The sequence below is a fragment of the Nocardia sp. NPDC056000 genome, from assembly GCF_042269265.1.
Lineage (GTDB): Bacteria > Actinomycetota > Actinomycetes > Mycobacteriales > Mycobacteriaceae > Nocardia.
The window spans coordinates 103,939-120,924 of record NZ_JBHJXS010000013.1 but is presented as its reverse complement, the minus strand read 5'-3'; the positions used below and the strand labels follow the sequence as shown (position 1 = coordinate 120,924).

The following is a 16,986-nucleotide window of genomic DNA, read 5'->3' as shown; positions in this document are numbered from 1 at the left end:
GCGCCGCATGTCGCGGCGCGCACCGGCGGCGGGGCCTGCCGGTCACAGCTTCGGCTCGTACCCGGCCGATCACGCGTCAGCATATAGAACGTGTTCTCGTTTTGCCGCAGGTTTGCGTGGAATCAGTTGTTCGCGCAGGTCAGAGGAGCGTGGCCAGATGCGCGGCTTGCGCCTGCACCGTGGTGAACTCGAACAGGTCGACCATCTCGAGGTGTTCCGGGTTCGGGCAACCGGCGCGCAGCTCCTCCAGGAGCTGGACCAGTTGGATCGAGGTGCCGCCCGCGTCGAAGAAGGATTCGGCATCACTGAAATCGGTGCGGCCCAGCACCTTCGACCAGGCATTGCGCACCATTTCGGCAGGAGTGGACGGCGCGGCGGCGGTGATCTCGGTGGCGTTGTTGTCCGGCTCGATCAGTTCCGGCCAGGGCAGCCGGGCGTCGTCCAGCTTGCCGTTGACGGTCAGCGGCAGCTGTTCCGTGCGCACGAATCGGGTCGGCCGCATGGCGGCGGGCAGTCGATCGCGCAGGTGCAGGCGCAGTTCCGCATCGGTCGCGGTGGATTCGGTGAGGAATGCGACCAGCTCGGGGGTGTCGGGCCGCCGCTCATCCAGGCGCACGGCGCATTCCCGGACGGCCGGGTGGGCCAGCAGCGCTGCCTCGACCTCGCCCAGTTCGATTCGCACGCCGCGCAGTTGGATCTGGCGATCCATCCGGCCCAGGTAGATGAGCGTGCCGTCGGCCTCGCGGCGGGCCAGATCCCCGGAGCGGTAGTGGATCTCGTCGGCGAACGGCGGGCGTGGGAAACGCTCGGCGGTCAGCTCCGGCTGGTTCAGGTAGCCGTTCGAGACGCCGGGACCGGCGATCAGGATCTCACCGGCCACCCCGTCCGGGACCGGGCGGAGTGCGGTATCGACCAGGGTGATGCGCAGATCGTCCAGGGCGCGGCCGATCACGCTGGGCCGCTGGGACTTCAGATCACCCGGTGTGACGCGATGCGCGGTGGCGTGCACGGTTGTCTCGGTGATGCCGTACATATTGATCAGTTCGGCGCGGTGCCCGTACCGCTCGACCCAAGGCGCGAGGGTCTCGAATCGCAGTGCCTCACCGCCGAATACGACGGTGCGCACGGCCAGTTCGTCCGCGAGCGCGGGCGTGAGCGCGGCGCTCAGCGTGCGGAAGGCCGACGGCGTCTGACTGAGCACGGTGACCCCGCGCTCGGCCAGGAAGACCGCGAAATCGGCGGGTGAGCGCCGGGTCCACTCCGGGACGATCTCCAGCCTGCCACCGTGCAGCAGCGCGCCGAACATCTCCCAGACCGCGAAATCGAAGGCGTACGAATGGAAGAGCGACCACACGTCATCCGCGCCGAAGTCGATCTCCCGGGCGGTCGCGGTGAACAGGCGCAGCACATTCGCATGGGTCACCACGACACCCTTGGGCGTCCCGGTGGATCCCGAGGTGAAGATGACGTACGCCGGACTCGCGGCGGAATTCGCGCGCCCCTGACCGGCCCCGGTGCGCGAGGCCGCGGTTCGCACGGTCGTCGGTTGGGCGGGTGCGGGGTTGGCCGCTGCGGCGCGTCCGGCCGCGTGGACATCGTGGCAGCGCAGTGCGGCGACCGCGGGTAGGTCGGTCGAGTCGGTCAGCACGTGTAGTGAATCGAACTGCGACGCAATGGCTTCCACGCGTTGCGCGGGTGCGGAGGGGTCGATCGGGACGTAGGCGCGACCGGCCTTGAGTACCGCAAGAATCGTGGTGATCAGCTCCGGTGAGCGCTGCATGGCGATGCCGGTGAAACCGCCGGGGAGTTCGGCGTCGATCCATGCCGCCAGGCGGTCGGCCCGGTGATTCAGCTCGGCATAGGTGAGCGTGACGCCCTCGTAGGAGACCGCGACGGCCTCCGGGGTCCGCCGCGCCTGTTCCTCGAAGGCGTGCGTAATCGTCTGGTGTGCCGGAGGTTCCACCCGGGTACCGGCTTGTTCGCGCAGTTCCGCGAGTTCGCGCGCACCGAGCCACGGCACCGCGTCGAGCCGCGTGCGCGGCTGTCCGGCGATATGGGTGAGTACCGCGCGCAGCACATCCTGCGGGCGCGAATCCGCTACCCGGGAGCTGGATTGGATGTAGTAGGTGTAGCCCCGATCATGCTGTTCCACATTCGCCACGAAGGGACAGATGAGGCGTGCGCGCGGGAGGGGAATGGGGGTGAATTCGCAGCCGGGGATGCGCAGCGACAGTTTCTGCCGGTAGAAGGTGAAGCTGCTGGATGGGCGGGATACGGCGGCCGCCGGATGGTCGAAGATCTCCCGAGCGTGCGCGCCGAGGCTGATGTCCTCGAATGCGACCAGGGCGTCGATCCGCTCCTGTACGCCCGCGCACAGTTGATCGAAGGTCTCGTACTCGTCGAGGTCGATGGAGAGCGGCAGCGTATTGACATGATATCCGTACGCCCGCAGCAGTTTTCGATCCCGACGCCGGTTCGCGAGTGGAAACGCGGTCGTCACGCGGGATGAGGCGGTGAGGCAGCCGAGTACCAGCAGATGTACGGCCAGGAAGAACGCGACCTTGCCCGCCTTCAGTTCTTTGGTCGCCGCGTGTACGCCTGCGCTCAGCTCGGGGCCGAGGTACATGGTCACGTGCTCGCCGGGGAGCTGTCCGTCCCGCTGCCGGTCGGCTTCCCAGTCCGGTGTCGAAAGAGTCTCCAGCGCACCGAAATTCGAACGGAAGTAGGTGACGGCGGTCCGTGCCCGTTCCGGATCGGTGGCCGGTGGCAGCGGTAGCAGTTCCCCGCCCGGCGGTACGAAATCCAGGTCCCCGTAGAGCTTTCCGAGATCGGTGATGAGGTTGTAGAAGGTGAGCGCGTCGGCGACCATATGCGAGGCGATGAGCACCACGTAGGTCGAGGTGTCGTCCTGGACCATGCGCGCCGAATACAGCGGCCACCGATCCATCGGGATCGGCCGATCCAGCTCCGCCGAGATCTCCGCCGTCAATTGTGCTGCGGCGTCACCGGTTCGGCGATCCAATTCGACCCGGTAGTGGTTGTCCGGATCGTATTCCGCGCTGACCGTCCCGTCCCGTTCGACGAAGTACTCGTTGAGCGGGACGGCGCGCGCCGCCATCAATTCCCCGGCCCGGCGCAGTTGCTCGGAATCGAGGTCCCCGCTCACCCGGTACAGGAATCCCACGTTGTAGGCGGGATCCTCCGGGAACAATCGCTGTTGCGAGTACAGGGTGTGCTGGGTGGGGGACAGGCGGCGGCCGCGCACGGTCATTCGGATATCTCCTGGCTCAGCCGAGCAGCGGCTGTAGTGCCGCCGCGACCTGCGGGATCAGGGTGGCATCGGTGAAAATGGTGTAGTGGTTGCCGGGTACGTCGACCATGCGCACGGCCCCGGTGGCGTGCCCGCGCCAGACGTCCTTGCCGACCTGCCGGATGCGCAGCGTCTCCTGATCGGCCACGAATGCCGTGGTGGCGCGCAGAATCGTCAGCGTGCCACCGTATTTGCGATCCGGGTAATGCCGTTTGATCGAATCGTGGTTCTGCCGCCACAGGTGCGCGAAGCGAATGGCATCGTGTTCGGTGAACGCGGCGACCTCGGGATACTGCCGCATGAGCGCGGGCAGTTCCGCCATCGAGGTCGGGATCTGGTCATCGCTCACCTCGATGCCCGGGAACGCGGTGGTGACCATCTGCACCAGGGCCTTGAAGAATTCGCTGTCGTCGAAGCCGCCGCCGACGTAGGCCTCCGGCGGATTCGAATCGAAGATGACCACATCGGCGACCTCGTGGCCCGCCGCCTCCAATTGAATGGCCATCTCGAAGGCGACATTGCCGCCGAAGGAGTAGCCGCCGACCCGGTACGGGCCCTCGGGTTGAATGCGGCGCATCTCGGAGATATTGCGGGCGGCCAACTCTCGCACCGTCAGCTCATCGGTGGCCGGTGCGGCGGTGAAGGCGATGATCGGATGCGTACCGGGCAGATGGGTGGCCAGCGCCTGGTAGCAGAAGTTGGTGCCACCGGCGGGCGGCACCAGGAACAGCGCGGGTCCGTCGCCCGGGGTGATGGTGACAACGGCGGGAGCGGCCTGACCCGGGTTCTCGAATACCAGCCGAATGTGCTGTACCAGTTGCTCGATGGTGCGCAGTCGCTCGAATCCTTCGAGCCCCAGCGGGAGTTCGTAGGTGTCGCGCACCGTGCTGACCAGTCGCACCAGGGTCATGGACTGGCCGCCCGAGGCGTAGAAATCCGAATCGAGTTGCAGTGCCTCGTCACCCAGCAGCTGCCGCGCGGTCTCCAGCACGAATGCCGCCAGCCGGTCCGGATCGACGGCCGCCCCGGCGAGGGCGGAAGCCGACGTGGCCGCAGCAGATGCGGATTCGGCGGCGGACGCGACGCCGTCGGAGGTAGCCGGATCCGGGTCGACCCAGTGCGGGGTGGCGTCGAATGGATAGCCGGGCAGGCTGATCTTGCGACCGCGCGCGGCGGGGAGATCGGCGAGATTCGGGTTGGCCGGGGCCGAATCGCCGCGGTGGCGATCCAGGATGTCCGCCGCTTCGGCGCTGGAATGCGCCGCGAATTCCAGCTTTTCGGCGAAGGCGGTGCGTCCCTCGGCCAGGGTGTGGGCGAGGTCGTCGATGCGGATCGACCGGCCGCGCAGTGCACCGGCGAGTACTTCGCACAGCCGCGTCAGCGCATTCCGATCGCGCGCGGTCACCGTGATCCGGTAGGGCCGCGCTTCGGGTTCGGGCCGTTCGGCGAGTTGTGGCGCGGGGGTGAGGACACAGTGCGCATTGGTGCCGCCGAGGCCGAAGGAGCTCACCGCGGCGGCGCGCAACTCGCGTGCCACCGGCTCGGTGTTGATGTCGTAGGCCGAACGCCCCAGCGGCACATGCGGATTGGCAGTCTCGAAGCCGAGCTGCGGCGGCACCGTCTGATTGCTCAGGATGAGGGCGGTCTTGATCACGCCCAGTACGCCCGCCGCCACATCCAGGTGCCCGAGGTTGGCCTTGATGCTGCCGAGCAGGCAGTCCGGTGCGGGCCCACCGGCGGCGGTGTGTGCCCGCGACAGCGCCCGGAACTCCAGCGGATCACCCAATGCCGTTCCGGTGCCGTGGGTTTCGACGTATCCGATCTCGCTCGCCGCGATTCCGGCGTCGGTGAGCGCGGCCCCGATCACGGCCGCCTGTCCCGCGATGCCGGGTGCGGTGAAGCCCATCTTGTCCGAGCCGTCGTTATTGATCGCCGATCCGGCCAGCACCGCGTGAATGCGATCCCCGTCCGCCACCGCGTCCGAAAGCCGTTTGAGCACAATGATTCCGCAGCCATTGCCGCGTACGGTGCCGGAGGCGTCCTTGTCGAAGGGCCTGCACTGTCCGTCGCGGGAATGAATCCCGCCCTCTTCGTAGTGATATCCGGCGAGCTGCGGAGTGACGATGCTGACGCCACCGGCCAGTGCGACATCGCTTTCCCCGGCGCGCAATGACCGCACCGCCTGATGAATCGCGACCAGCGAACTGGAACAGGCGGATTGGACCGTCAGCGCCGGTCCGGTGAGACCGAGTTTGAATGCCACCCGGGTGGCGATGAAATCCTTGTCATTGCCGATGAGCGTCTGGTAATCCAGGCCATCGGGCCGGAATTCGCTGTTGCGCTGGAGATTCCGCAGCATATAGGTGCTCATGGTGGTGGCGGCGAACACCCCGATGCGGGGCGTGCGCGCGGGCGTCACGCCCGCGTCCTCCATGGCCTCCCAGGCGGTCTGCAGGAAGATGCGCTGCTGCGGATCGGTGACCTTGGCCTCGCGCGGGGAGAAGCCGAAGAACTCCGCGTCGAAGTCCGCGATGCCCGCGAGTTCGGTGCCGTAGGGGACATAACTCGGGTGCTCGAACTGCGCCCGGGGCACCCCGGCGGCGGTGAGCTCCGCGGCGCTGAAGCGCCGAATGGCGGTGGCGCCCGCGATCAGGTTGTCCCACAGAGCGGGAGCGGTGCGTGCCAGCGGTACGCGAACTCCGATACCGATGATGGCGATCGACTGATTATCCGAAGTGTCTATGTTCATCATTGCCGCGCCGAGGTTACACACGGCCATAAGGTAAGGCAAACCTAAGTCTCGGGCGGTGAGATGTACCGGCGGCAACCTACTCCGGATATGGGGAAGCCCCGGGGACTAGCCTGCCCCGGGGCCTCGGTGTCCGCCGATTTGCGACACATCGACACGTTTAAGAACGGAATGAGCTTGAAATTGTCCAGCGCTCTGCGATTGAGCTACGGCCCATTGGTGGCTGAGCCGGCGGGAGTTGAACCCGCAACCTCTGGATCCCGGTCCGTTCCTTCGATTCGACGTTCGGCGGAAATGCTGAAACTGGAGCGATAACGTGAGTTTGATGGCGCGGTGCCTCTGCCGATTGGGCTATCCCGCCGCGAGTGGCGGGAGGAGGATTCGAACCCCCACTGTGCCGGTGTGCCAGTCACATTGAACTTCTGATTCAGCTTGCGCTCTTGCGCACCACCGACACTAGCGGGCTACGGCCGGTCAGCCAAACAAATATCCGAAGACCTCCGCACCCGGCTTGCGCTGGGTGATCTCGGCGTTATTGGCCTCCTCGCGCGCGAATTTCACCGCGTGCTGCAGCTTTTCGACGCGTTCGGTGAGATCGTTGACGCGCTTGGCGGGCAGCGCGCCGGAGAACTTGATGGTGCGCCAGTAACCCACCACCACATCCTCGTGATACACCTCGACCTGCGCCGGATGCTTCTCCGTCGCTTCGGCTTTCACGTGGTTGCGCGGAATCTTCTTGGTGCGCACGGTATTCACCGGTTCGGTGGCGTAGCAGTCGGCGGCGGTGTCGTACTCCCACGATTCGGCCGCGTCCAGCACGGGGAGTTTGCGCACGAAGGTGTGCAGGTCGACCAGCTGCTTCTCCAGGAAGAGCAGATAGGTTACCGGGGCGTCCTTGACCAGGGTGCGGCCGTCCACCACCACATCGGCGGTGGCCGTGCAGTTCGCCCAATCCTTGGTGGCGACGACATCGAAGAGTTTGGTCAGAATCTCCGCCGTGGTCTTGAGCACCTCTTCCGACTTCACCTGCACGCGAGTCGATTCCGGCGGCAACTGCTCGCCTTCCTCATCCTTGGGGCGGTAGGTCCGCGAGATTCCGCTCAGCAGCGGATTCTTGCCCAGCTGGTGATGTGCCTCGGTGAGCTCGGAAAAGGTTCGGGACTTGATCCCTTTCTCCACGGCGACAATCTGATTCAAACGTGTCATTCGGGCACTGTATCGGCGAAAACCGGGTGCTGCCCAGCTATTTTCGCAGGGCCGCCAGCGCCGCGTCCGCGACTTCCGCTGGGGGCGGGCCGATTTCGACGGTGACGAAGTCCTCGTCCGGGCCGGGGAGCTCCAAGGTCGCGAGCTGGGAGTCGAGCAGGCCGGGTGGCATGAAGTGGCCGGTGCGCGCGGTCATGCGCTCTTCGAGCAGTTCCCGGGTGCCGGACAGCAGCAGGAAGGTGACCCGGCCTTCCGGATGATCGATGATCGCACCGCGCAGGGTGTCCCGGTACGAATGCTTGAGCGCCGAACAGGTGACCACACCCGAACGCCCCGCTGCGATCCGCTCGGACATCCACGCGGCGATGGCCTCCAGCCACGGTTGCCGGTCGGCGTCGTCGAGCGGATGACCGGCCGCCATCTTCGCGATATTGGCCGCCGGATGCAGATCATCACCCTCGAGCAATTCCCAGCCCAGGGTGTCCGCCAGCTTTGCGGCCACGGTCGACTTACCGGACCCGGATACGCCCATGACGACAACGATGCGCGGGCCGTCGACCGTCATGAATCCTCCTGGGCGAAACGCCGGACTGTCCGGGAATCACCGATCTTGCCACCGCGAAGCCGGAAACTGGATTCTTCATAGGTGCTGGAGGTGGTCGTGGCGGGCTGGCGGGCAATGGCGGGACTGATCTGCGTCGCGATCCTCGGCCCGGTGTTATCGCCGACCCATGCTGCGGCCTACGGTCCGCATCGCGAGGAGTTCACCAATCCCATCCTGGGTGCGGGCGCGGATCCGAGCATCGCCTACTACCAGGGGCGATTCCACCTGGTGCAGGGCGATTTCTACAACGGCGACAATATCGTCATCCGCAGCTCGGACACCCTCGGCGGATTGGGTGACGCCGAACCGGCGGTGGTATGGCGGCATCCGGATTGTCCGGCCCCCGCGTGCACCAAGATCTGGGCTCCCGAATTGCAGCACATCGGCGATCGCTGGTGGATCTACTACGCGGGCCAGGAGAACGACAGCCATCAGTCGCACCGGATGTACGCGCTGCGCTCGGCCGGCGATGATCCGGCCGGTCCGTACGACTACCTCGGCCCCATGGATCTGCCCGGCGGGGTCGCCATCGACGGGGTCTACCTGCCCTATAAGAAGCAGGGCTATTTCCTGTGGTCCTGCCTGGACCCGGAAAACGAACTCGTACAGCAGATCTGCGCCATCCGTATGTCGGATCCGCTGACGCCCATCGGTGAATCCGTGGTGATCTCGACCCCCACCGCCGACTGGGAGACCATCCCCAATGACGCGAATCTGCTCATCAATGAAGCGCCGCAGCCGCTGTTCGCTCCGGACGGCACCCTCTACGTAACCTTCTCCGCCAACGCCAGTTTCGATGACAGCTACCGGCTTGGGCTGCTGCGCCTGGCCGCGGGCGGCGATCCGATGAATCCGGCCGCGTGGACCAAATCCGGCGGTCCCATCCTGCCCGGCGGCCCCGGCTCGATCGCGCCCGGGCACAACGGTTTCTTCACCGTCGGTGACCGGCAGTGGATCACCTATCACGCCCGGCTCGATCCCGGCACCGGCTGGGCGGGCCGGAGCGTGCGTGCCCAGCCGATGGCCTTCGCCCCGGACGGCCGTCCACAATTCGGCATGGCTCTTGGTCCCGATGCCCCCATCGCGGTCGGTGACGAAGCATTAGCATCTGGGAGATGAGCACACGCGGAGCGTTGGGTTCGTTCGGGCTGGCCGCCGTCGCGCTGGCCGCGCTGCTGACCGGTTGCGGGGGATCGGATGAGCATTCAGGACATTCCTCGCAGACCTCGCAGTCGATAGCCGCACTACCGCAACAGAATTCGTCCGCCTCATCGGTGCAGTCGAGCGTCGCGGCCGATCCGGAGGTGACGATCGGCGAGGTTCCCGGCTATCAGGCCGCGGCCAGGGCCTTGCGGCCGTTCATTCGGAACCTGCTGGCGGGCGATATGGATCAGCTGGTGCGCAAATGCTGGACCATCGAACCGCAGAACGCGCGAAATATGTACGCCGACAAGGACGGAATCCTCGCGGCGGTCGCGCAGCCGGGCGTCGACGGGCAATTCGCCGCGATCTGGACCGGACCGGCGCTGACCGTCAGCGCCAAGCGCAGTGAGATCGGCTCCGGCTACGCCTGCCCGCGCGTCGCCGCGAACGGCACCGTCAACACCTTCAATGAGGCCGATGCGCGATATACCGTGCAGCGCTACCTGTCCCGCTGGGTCGGCAAACCGGTCGACGTGAACGATATCGAGGGCAAGTACCCGCTGGTGTGCCCCGGATCGGTGCTGTCGAACAATCCCGGAAGGCTCACCGGCACCACCGGATTCGGTGAGTTCAGCACCCAGCCCACCGGCATCTCCGATGTCGATGTCACTGTGCCGGTGACGAATTCGTCCGGGGTCACCCAGCCGATGCTGTTCAAGACCACCATCGGCCCGGAGGGTTACTGCATCAACGATCTGAGCTGATCACCCCTCGCGCGACAGCCGCGTCAATTCGACTGTCGCCGAACGCAGTTCACCGATCGTATCGATGGGCGCGACGTAGCCGACGCGGGTCACCGCGATGCCGCGCGGGGTGGTGACGCGCAGATCGAGGCCGTAGCGGTCGGCGCGCTCGCAGACCGCGGCGGTGGCATCGGGATAGCCGCCGCGCGCCTTGGCCATATCCAGCAGCGCGTCCGCGTGATCGTCGTTGAGATGCGTGATGGCCCGACCGGCAACGGACACAATCGGATCGGGGCGCGCGGCGGCGTAGTCCGCGCTGCTCGCGGAATCCATGCGACCGTAACCGCCGACCCAGCGCACCCGCTCCACGCGCAGCACCCAGACGGTGAAATCGCTGAAGTCTATGTAGTACTTGGCCGACGGCACGGCGGCCAGATGTGCTTCACGTGCGGCGGCGGCCTCCTCGCCCGTCGGCTGTTCGACCCGGCCCGCCAGGGTCACCCGGGAACCGGCCAGCGGATCGGTCGGCAGATCGGGCGTCACGATCGACAGGCTGGCGCGCGGATCACCGGCGAGATTGCGCCCGTGCTCGGCCAGGCGCGATACGCACAGCACCGGCTGCCCGTCGAGCAGCCCGTAGGTGACGAAGGACGCCCACGGCCCGCCATCGCTGCTCAGGGAGGCCAAGGTCGCGGTATTCGTCGCCGCCACAACGCTTCTGGTCTCCTCGGCCGGGGACGGCCGCTGTTCGTTCAGCACCGCCGTCAGCGGCGGAGGAGTCGAGGGGGCGTCACCGGGATCACCGTGGTCGAGAGGCACGTTCACAGGCTACGCGTCACCCGCCGTGGATTCTTACCTCGCTTTGACGTTTGTTTGAAAAGGCTTTGCGGGAGGGCCCGCACGATTACCTCAGTCGCCCGGACACACCGGGTGAGAGTGCGGAGGGAGCCCGGTATGCGCGCCGGAGTGCGATCGATAATGGGATTCGGGCTGGCAGCGGCCGTACTGGCCGGATTGGTCACCGGCTGCGGCGATGCGCGGGAAGCCACCGCGGCCACGCCGTGGTGCCCGACCGTCGAGGGCTACGCGGTGGATTGCGGTGTGGTGCAACGACCGCTGGTCGAGGGCAAACCCGATCTGGGCACCATCGATGTCGGGTACGCCCGCATCAAGCACAGCGCGGGCGGTGCGGCGGCGGGCACCATCCTGCCGAACCCGGGCGGGCCGGGCGTGCCGATGATCGGGCATGCCGAGGACGCGTCCAAGGTGGCGGCCGGACTGCTGAATCAGTACGACGTATTGCTGATCGACCCGCGCGGAACCGGAGTGTCCAATCCGGTGAAATGCGGTGTGAGCGAGGACGAATACCAGCTGGGCACCCGTGAACAACAGCGGCAGGCGGTCGCGCGCTGTGCCCAGGAGCTCGGCCCGAAGGCGGAGGGCTACACCTCGGCCGCGACCGTCGACGACTTCGACGCGGTCCGTGCGCAGCTCGGCATCGACAAGGTGATTCCGTACGGCATCTCCTACGGCACGTACCTGCTGCCGATCTACGCCCAGCGGCATCCCGAGCATGTGCAGTCGATGGTGCTCTCGGGTGCGTACCCGCATGACACCGATTCGATGCAGCGGCCCAATGCCCAGGCGGTTTCCCTTGCACTGCAACGCATCTGCGAGCGCAGCCGGGTGTGCGACGGCAATACCGCCGTCAACGACCTGACCGCCGTGGCCGCTCGCCTGCGGGACAAGCCGCTCACCGTCCAGGGCAAGGGCGTCATCCAGCTCGACGAGGCCAAGCTCGCCAGCCTGGTGTTCGAATCCGCCACCAGCAATATCGGCGCGGACCCGCAGGCCATGACCCCGCTGGGCATGCTGCCCGCCGCCCTGCACGCGGCCGTGCGCGGCGATGACAGCGGCCTCATCGAATTCACCAAACTGACCACGGCCGAGGACGGCTACGAGAACATCGGCCTCTACATCACCGTGGCCTGCAACGACTACGCGCCGCTGTGGTCCCGGGACGCCGCGCTGCCGCAGCGCGAACAGCAGTACCGCGATGCACTTGCCCAGGCGGGTACCCCCGGTGCGTTCGGCGCGTTCAGCCCGCAGGGCTTCGCCGCCGGACAGCGCGACGGCGGTGACGCGTGCATCAACTGGCCCGGTATCAAGGATCACCAGCGCCCCGATCAGGTGCGCACCGCCCTGCCGAATGTGCCCGTCCTGGTCATCTCCGGTGATCTCGACGCCATCACCCCGGATGCCAACGGCAAGCTCGTGGCAGCCAAGTTCGCCGACGCCACCTTCATCTCGGTGCCGAACACCGGGCACGTCCCGGACCTGGAGCCCAGCGGCTGCGTGGTCGGTGTGATCGCCGATTTCGTCCGCAACGGCAAGCCCGGCGACACCGCCTGCATCGCGGCGGTCCCGCCCATCGCCGTGGCCCCGGTCACGAACTGACAGGCCGGAATCCATGACCGCGACCACCGCCGACCAGACTGAGCCGATGACTAGCGCGACGGTGCTCGTGGTCGAGGACGATCCGAATGTACGCAGCACCCTGGACCAGCTCCTGCGGTTCGAGGGCTACCGGGTGCTGCTGGCCGACGACGGCCTGACCGCGCTCGCGACGCTGGAGGCCGATCGCCCCGATCTGGCGGTGGTGGATGTGGCGATGCCCCGCATGGACGGGCTCTCCCTGTGCCGGGCACTGCGCCGCAAGGGCGACCGGCTGCCGATCCTGGTGCTCACCGCACGGCATCAGGTCGGCGACCGGGTCGCGGGCCTGGACGCCGGAGCCGACGACTATCTGGCCAAACCGTTCGACACCGAGGAACTGCTGGCCCGGCTGCGGGCGCTGCTGCGCCGCAGCGCACCCGATGAGCCCGCGTCCGCGTTGCTCACCGCCGCCGATCTGACCCTCGATCCCGCGACGCGCGAAGTGCACCGGGGGACACGACTTCTCGATCTGACCCGCACCGAATTCGATGTGCTGGAACTACTGCTGCGCAATCAGCGGGTGGTGCTGTCCCGCGGCCAGATCTACGAGCACATCTGGGGTTTCGACTTCGACACCGAATCCCGTTCGCTGGATGTGTATATCGGCTACCTGCGCCGCAAGACCGAGGAGGGCGGCGAGCCCCGGCTCATCCAGACCGTCCGCAATGTCGGCTACACCGTCAAGACCGCGTGATGTTGCGGGCCCGGCTCACCCTGGTGGCGGTCATCGTGACGGTGGCCGCCATTCTGACCACCCTGGTCATGGCGTACCGCAGTGTGTCACCGCTGGTCGCGGCGCAGGTCGATCGCGGACTCGCCGATCGGGCGGATGTGGTGCTGGCCCTGCTGGATTCGGGTGCGGAACTGCCCGAGCGGCCGGATATGACCGAACAGCTGCTGCTCCCGGACGGGACCGTCAAGCCGCTCACCCCGGGGCGGAATCCCTTGCCGGTCAATGACTTGGATCGGGAGATCGCCCGCGCGGGCAAGGGCAGCAATGAGACCAATGTCGATATCGGCGATACCACCTACGGGGTGCTCACCCACGGCCGAGCCGGTGGCGGTGCGGTCATGGTGGGCCAGAACTATGACGAGGTCACCCGCGTCGACAACGAGTTCCTGTGGAGCACAGCCTCGCTCACCTCGATAGCGGTCGTGGCGGCGGCGCTGATCAGCTGGCTGGCCATCGGCCGCATACTGCGTCCCATGCGCCGTCTCGCCGATGCGACGCAAAGGATTACGACCACCCGGGATCTGTCCACCGTGCTTCCCGACGCGGGCCACGACGAGGTCGGTGAGCTCACCCGGAACTTCAATTCCATGCTCGCCGCACTGCGCGTCTCACGCGCACAGCAGCAGCGGCTGGTCGAGGACGCCAGTCATGAACTGCGCACACCGCTGACCTCGGTGCGCGGCAGCGCCGAACTGCTCCAGCGCGCCCGCGGCCGGCTCGGTCCCGAGGATGAGGCCAAGGTGCTCACCACCCTCGTCCAGGAGGCCAAGGCGCTGGACGCGCTCGTCGCCGAACTCGTGGAACTGGCCACCGATCAGCACACCGCCGAACCCGCGAGCGAGGTGAGTCTCGCCGAACTCGCCGAGGAGTGCGCACAGCGCTTCCGCCGCCGCACCGAGCGCACCATCACCGTGCGCCTGGACGATCCGGCCACGGTGACCGCGGGACCTCACGCCCTGGCCCGCTGCGTCGACAATCTGCTCGACAACGCCACCAAGTACAGCCCGGCCGATACCGATGTCGAACTGGTGATTCATCGCACCCGGGTGAGTGTGCGCGATCACGGTCCCGGTATCGATCCGGCCGCCCAGCGCGCGGTGTTCGACCGCTTCTACCGGGCCGATCGCACCCGGGCCACCCCCGGCTCCGGACTGGGCCTGGCCATCGTGCACGACATCGTCACCGCGCACGGCGGCACCGTCTTCGCGGCCGACAATCCCGGCGGCGGAGCGGAAGTCGGCTTCGAGCTGCCCGCGCCGGGCTGACCCTCGGCGCGGTCGCCCGTATCCGCGCTGAATGGCGAATCGGGCGTGCGGTAGAAAAGGTCAGGCGTTCCGCACGTTTTCGGGGTGCCGCCGACGAACCCGGTTCGTGCGGCCACGCAACTACATCTGTCGAATGGAGAGAGGCTGTTTCATGGCGACCTCTACAGCGCGCGCCCAGATCGGCGTCACCGGACTCGCGGTCATGGGTAGCAATATCGCCCGCAACTTCGCACGCAACGGCTACACGGTCGCTCTGCACAACCGCAGCATCGGCAAGACCGACGCCCTGCTCGAGGCGCACGGCGGCGACGGCGATTTCGTGCGCACCGAGACCGTCGAGGAATTCGTCGCCGCCCTGGAGAAGCCGCGCCGCGTGCTCATCATGGTCAAGGCGGGCGACCCCACCGATGCCGTCATCGAGGAACTGGCCGCGGCCATGGAGCCCGGCGACATCATCATCGACGGCGGTAACGCGCTGTACACCGACACCATTCGGCGCGAGGCGGCCATGGCCGCGCGCGGGCTGAACTTCGTCGGCGCGGGCATCTCCGGTGGTGAGGAGGGCGCGCTGAACGGTCCGGCCATCATGCCCGGCGGGCCGAAGGAATCCTACGAATCGCTCGGCCCGATGCTGGAATCCATTGCGGCACAGGTCGATGGCACGCCGTGCTGCACCCATATCGGACCGGACGGCTCCGGTCACTTCGTCAAGATGGTGCACAACGGCATCGAATACGCCGATATGCAGCTCATCGGCGAGGCGTACAACCTGTTCCGCGACGCCCTCGGCTTCGATGCCAAGCAGATCGCGGATGTGTTCACCGACTGGAACTCCGGTGAACTGGAGAGCTACCTGGTGGAGATCACCGCCGAGGTGCTCAACCAGGTCGACGCCAAGACCGGTAAGCCGCTCGTGGACGTCATCGTCGATGCCGCCGAGCAGAAGGGCACCGGCCGCTGGACGGTCAAGTCCGCCCTGGATCTCGGTGTGCCCGTCACCGGTATCGCCGAGGCGGTGTTCGCCCGCGCGCTGTCCGGCTCGCGCGCCCAGCGCAAGGCCGCCGTCGGCCTGGCCTCGGGTCAGCTCGCCGAAAAGCCCACGGACGTAGCCGAATTCACCGAGGCCATCCGGCAGGCGCTGTACGCCTCCAAGATCGTGGCGTACGCGCAGGGCTTCGATCAGATCGAAGCCGGTAGCGCCGAATACAATTGGGATCTGCATCCCGGCGATCTGGCCACCATCTGGCGCGGCGGCTGCATCATTCGCGCCCGCTTCCTGAACCGCATCAAGGAGGCGTACGACGAGAACCCGGAGCTGCCGAGCCTGATCCTGGCCCCGTACTTCCGCGAGGCCATCGAGACGGCCATCGACAGCTGGCGGCGGGTGGTCGCCACCGCGACCCTGCTCGGCATTCCGGTTCCGGCGTTCGCGTCCTCGCTGTCGTACTACGACGCGCTGCGCGCCGAGCGTCTCCCGGCCGCGCTGACCCAGGGTCAGCGTGACTTCTTCGGTGCGCACACCTACGAGCGCATCGACGGCCCCGGCAAGTTCCACACGCTGTGGAGCGGTGACCGCAGCGAAATCGAGGCGTAAAGCCCGTCTAGTCGAGAGCGGAGCCCGGGTCTTCCCGACCCGGGCTCCGCTTTTTCTATGCCCTGAGCTGGTTGTTTCCAAGTCGATAAAAGCCTGTTCCGAATGTGCCATTGACAACTGGCGCATTGGTGGATGATTCTTGCGACATGACGAGAACAGGGTCAATGGCGACCTTCGGATCGGCGGTGGTACCCGTGGCGGCCTCGCGACAAGCGCGGCTGGCGGCATCGGCGTCGGTGGTCGGCCTGCGACGGATCAATGGACTGCTGCCACCCAATCGGGTGGGCATCGCGGCGGGACGCGGACTGATCGCCGGGGTGATGGCGGCCTTCGGGCCGGTATTGCCGGGCACCCGAGTCACCCCGGTGCGATCGGGCGCGGTGCGCGGCGAATGGGTCCGCGCGGCCGGGGTTACCCAGGGCGATAGGGCCATCTACTACATTCACGGCAGCGGCTATGTGGTGTGCTCGGCGCGCACACATCGCGGGCTGGCCTCGCGGCTGTCGAAAATCACCGGGCTGCCGGTCTTTCTGATCGACTACCGGCTCGCGCCCGAACATCGGTTCCCGGCCGCGGCCGACGATGTCGAGGCCGGATACCGGTGGCTGCTCGACAATGGTTACCGCGCACAGGATCTGGTGATCGGCGGGGATTCGGCGGGCGGACATCTGGCGCTGGATCTGCTGCTGCAGAATCTGCGCGGCGAAATCGCGCAGCCCGCGGGCGTTTTCATGTACTCCCCGGTCATGGATCTCACGCTGACCCTCGCCGAGGTCCGGGATCGCAAGCTCGCGGATCCCATGGCACCCGCACCGGTGGGCCGCCGTCTGATCGAGCTCTATACCGAAGGGCAGCGGCAGGATTCGCCGCGTCTGCGGTTGACCATCCCGGACGGTGCGAAACTGCCGCCGCTGCTGGTGCAATCCAGTGCGGGGGAGATGCTCGCCGATGACGCGCGGCATCTGCACGCCATGGCCACGGCCGCCGGGGTGAGCTGCGAACTCGAACTCTGGCCGGGTCGCATTCACGTCTTCCAGGCGCTGCCGCTGCTGGTGCCCGAGGCGGCGGACGCGCTGCGGCGCACCCGGCAGTTCATTCACGCCGCGCTGGAACAGGCGCGACTCCAGGCGAAAGCGAGCTGAT

Annotated in this window: 12 protein-coding genes; 7 read left to right on the top strand and 5 right to left on the bottom strand. The window is 67.0% G+C overall.

Annotated features, from left to right (window positions below):
- Nucleotides 1–139: 139 nt before the first annotated feature.
- From ACFC4D_RS34030 to ACFC4D_RS34015, 4 genes are all read right to left on the bottom strand, one after another.
- Nucleotides 140–3,271, bottom strand: a complete 3,132-nt coding sequence (locus tag ACFC4D_RS34030) for an amino acid adenylation domain-containing protein (protein ID WP_376069333.1) — start codon at nucleotides 3,269–3,271, stop codon at nucleotides 140–142.
- A gap of 16 nt (nucleotides 3,272–3,287) precedes the next feature.
- Nucleotides 3,288–6,059 (bottom strand): beta-ketoacyl synthase N-terminal-like domain-containing protein, encoded by a 2,772-nt coding sequence (locus ACFC4D_RS34025; RefSeq protein WP_376069331.1) that lies wholly within the window; start codon nucleotides 6,057–6,059, stop codon nucleotides 3,288–3,290.
- Between the two features lie 474 nt (nucleotides 6,060–6,533).
- The gene (locus tag ACFC4D_RS34020; protein ID WP_375968340.1) at nucleotides 6,534–7,265 is read right to left on the bottom strand and encodes a hypothetical protein; all 732 of its coding nucleotides are present in this window, start codon (nucleotides 7,263–7,265) and stop codon (nucleotides 6,534–6,536) included.
- 37 nt (nucleotides 7,266–7,302) lie between these two features.
- Nucleotides 7,303–7,830 (bottom strand): gluconokinase, encoded by a 528-nt coding sequence (locus ACFC4D_RS34015; protein ID WP_376069328.1) that lies wholly within the window; start codon nucleotides 7,828–7,830, stop codon nucleotides 7,303–7,305.
- A gap of 81 nt (nucleotides 7,831–7,911) precedes the next feature.
- On the opposite strand from ACFC4D_RS34015, the gene ACFC4D_RS34010 reads away from it, so the two are divergent.
- Nucleotides 7,912–8,988, top strand: a complete 1,077-nt coding sequence (locus ACFC4D_RS34010; protein WP_376069325.1) for a family 43 glycosylhydrolase — start codon at nucleotides 7,912–7,914, stop codon at nucleotides 8,986–8,988.
- Nucleotides 8,985–9,776, top strand: a complete 792-nt coding sequence (locus ACFC4D_RS34005; RefSeq protein ID WP_376069322.1) for a hypothetical protein — start codon at nucleotides 8,985–8,987, stop codon at nucleotides 9,774–9,776. The genes ACFC4D_RS34010 and ACFC4D_RS34005 overlap by 4 nt, the downstream gene beginning before the upstream one ends.
- Here ACFC4D_RS34005 and ACFC4D_RS34000 read toward each other — a convergent pair whose 3' ends face one another.
- Nucleotides 9,777–10,574 (bottom strand): HugZ family protein, encoded by a 798-nt coding sequence (locus ACFC4D_RS34000; RefSeq protein ID WP_376069319.1) that lies wholly within the window; start codon nucleotides 10,572–10,574, stop codon nucleotides 9,777–9,779.
- 135 nt (nucleotides 10,575–10,709) lie between these two features.
- On the opposite strand from ACFC4D_RS34000, the gene ACFC4D_RS33995 reads away from it, so the two are divergent.
- From ACFC4D_RS33995 to ACFC4D_RS33975, 5 genes are all read left to right on the top strand, one after another.
- Nucleotides 10,710–12,212: an alpha/beta fold hydrolase gene (locus ACFC4D_RS33995; protein ID WP_376069316.1), complete on the top strand. Its 1,503-nt coding sequence runs from the start codon at nucleotides 10,710–10,712 to the stop codon at nucleotides 12,210–12,212.
- Between the two features lie 46 nt (nucleotides 12,213–12,258).
- Nucleotides 12,259–12,945 carry a response regulator transcription factor gene (locus ACFC4D_RS33990; RefSeq protein ID WP_375968334.1) on the top strand — a complete coding sequence of 229 codons (687 nt, stop codon included), beginning with the start codon at nucleotides 12,259–12,261 and terminating at the stop codon, nucleotides 12,943–12,945.
- Entirely contained in the window at nucleotides 12,945–14,249 is a 1,305-nt protein-coding gene (locus ACFC4D_RS33985; protein WP_375968610.1) for an ATP-binding protein, read from the top strand. Before ACFC4D_RS33990 ends, ACFC4D_RS33985 begins: the two co-directional genes overlap by 1 nt.
- 151 nt (nucleotides 14,250–14,400) lie before the next feature.
- Nucleotides 14,401–15,843, top strand: coding sequence for an NADP-dependent phosphogluconate dehydrogenase (gene gndA / locus ACFC4D_RS33980; RefSeq protein WP_364638134.1), 1,443 nt, complete (start codon nucleotides 14,401–14,403; stop codon nucleotides 15,841–15,843).
- Between the two features lie 146 nt (nucleotides 15,844–15,989).
- Nucleotides 15,990–16,985: an alpha/beta hydrolase gene (locus tag ACFC4D_RS33975; RefSeq protein WP_376069313.1), complete on the top strand. Its 996-nt coding sequence runs from the start codon at nucleotides 15,990–15,992 to the stop codon at nucleotides 16,983–16,985.
- Nucleotide 16,986: the final 1 nt, after the last annotated feature.

What these genes read in the sequence shown, in the direction of transcription:
- ACFC4D_RS33995 (WP_376069316.1), top strand. Translation starts at nt 10,710, where the DNA reads ATGCGCGCCGGAGTGCGATCGATAATGGGATTCGGGCTGGCAGCGGCC.
- ACFC4D_RS34025 (WP_376069331.1), bottom strand. Translation starts at nt 6,059, where the DNA reads ATGAACATAGACACTTCGGATAATCAGTCGATCGCCATCATCGGTATC.
- ACFC4D_RS33975 (WP_376069313.1), top strand. Translation starts at nt 15,990, where the DNA reads ATGACGAGAACAGGGTCAATGGCGACCTTCGGATCGGCGGTGGTACCC.
- ACFC4D_RS34005 (WP_376069322.1), top strand. Translation starts at nt 8,985, where the DNA reads ATGAGCACACGCGGAGCGTTGGGTTCGTTCGGGCTGGCCGCCGTCGCG.
- ACFC4D_RS34030 (WP_376069333.1), bottom strand. Translation starts at nt 3,271, where the DNA reads ATGACCGTGCGCGGCCGCCGCCTGTCCCCCACCCAGCACACCCTGTAC.
- ACFC4D_RS33990 (WP_375968334.1), top strand. Translation starts at nt 12,259, where the DNA reads ATGACTAGCGCGACGGTGCTCGTGGTCGAGGACGATCCGAATGTACGC.
- ACFC4D_RS34015 (WP_376069328.1), bottom strand. Translation starts at nt 7,830, where the DNA reads ATGACGGTCGACGGCCCGCGCATCGTTGTCGTCATGGGCGTATCCGGG.
- gndA (WP_364638134.1), top strand. Translation starts at nt 14,401, where the DNA reads ATGGCGACCTCTACAGCGCGCGCCCAGATCGGCGTCACCGGACTCGCG.
- ACFC4D_RS34020 (WP_375968340.1), bottom strand. Translation starts at nt 7,265, where the DNA reads ATGACACGTTTGAATCAGATTGTCGCCGTGGAGAAAGGGATCAAGTCC.
- ACFC4D_RS33985 (WP_375968610.1), top strand. Translation starts at nt 12,945, where the DNA reads ATGTTGCGGGCCCGGCTCACCCTGGTGGCGGTCATCGTGACGGTGGCC.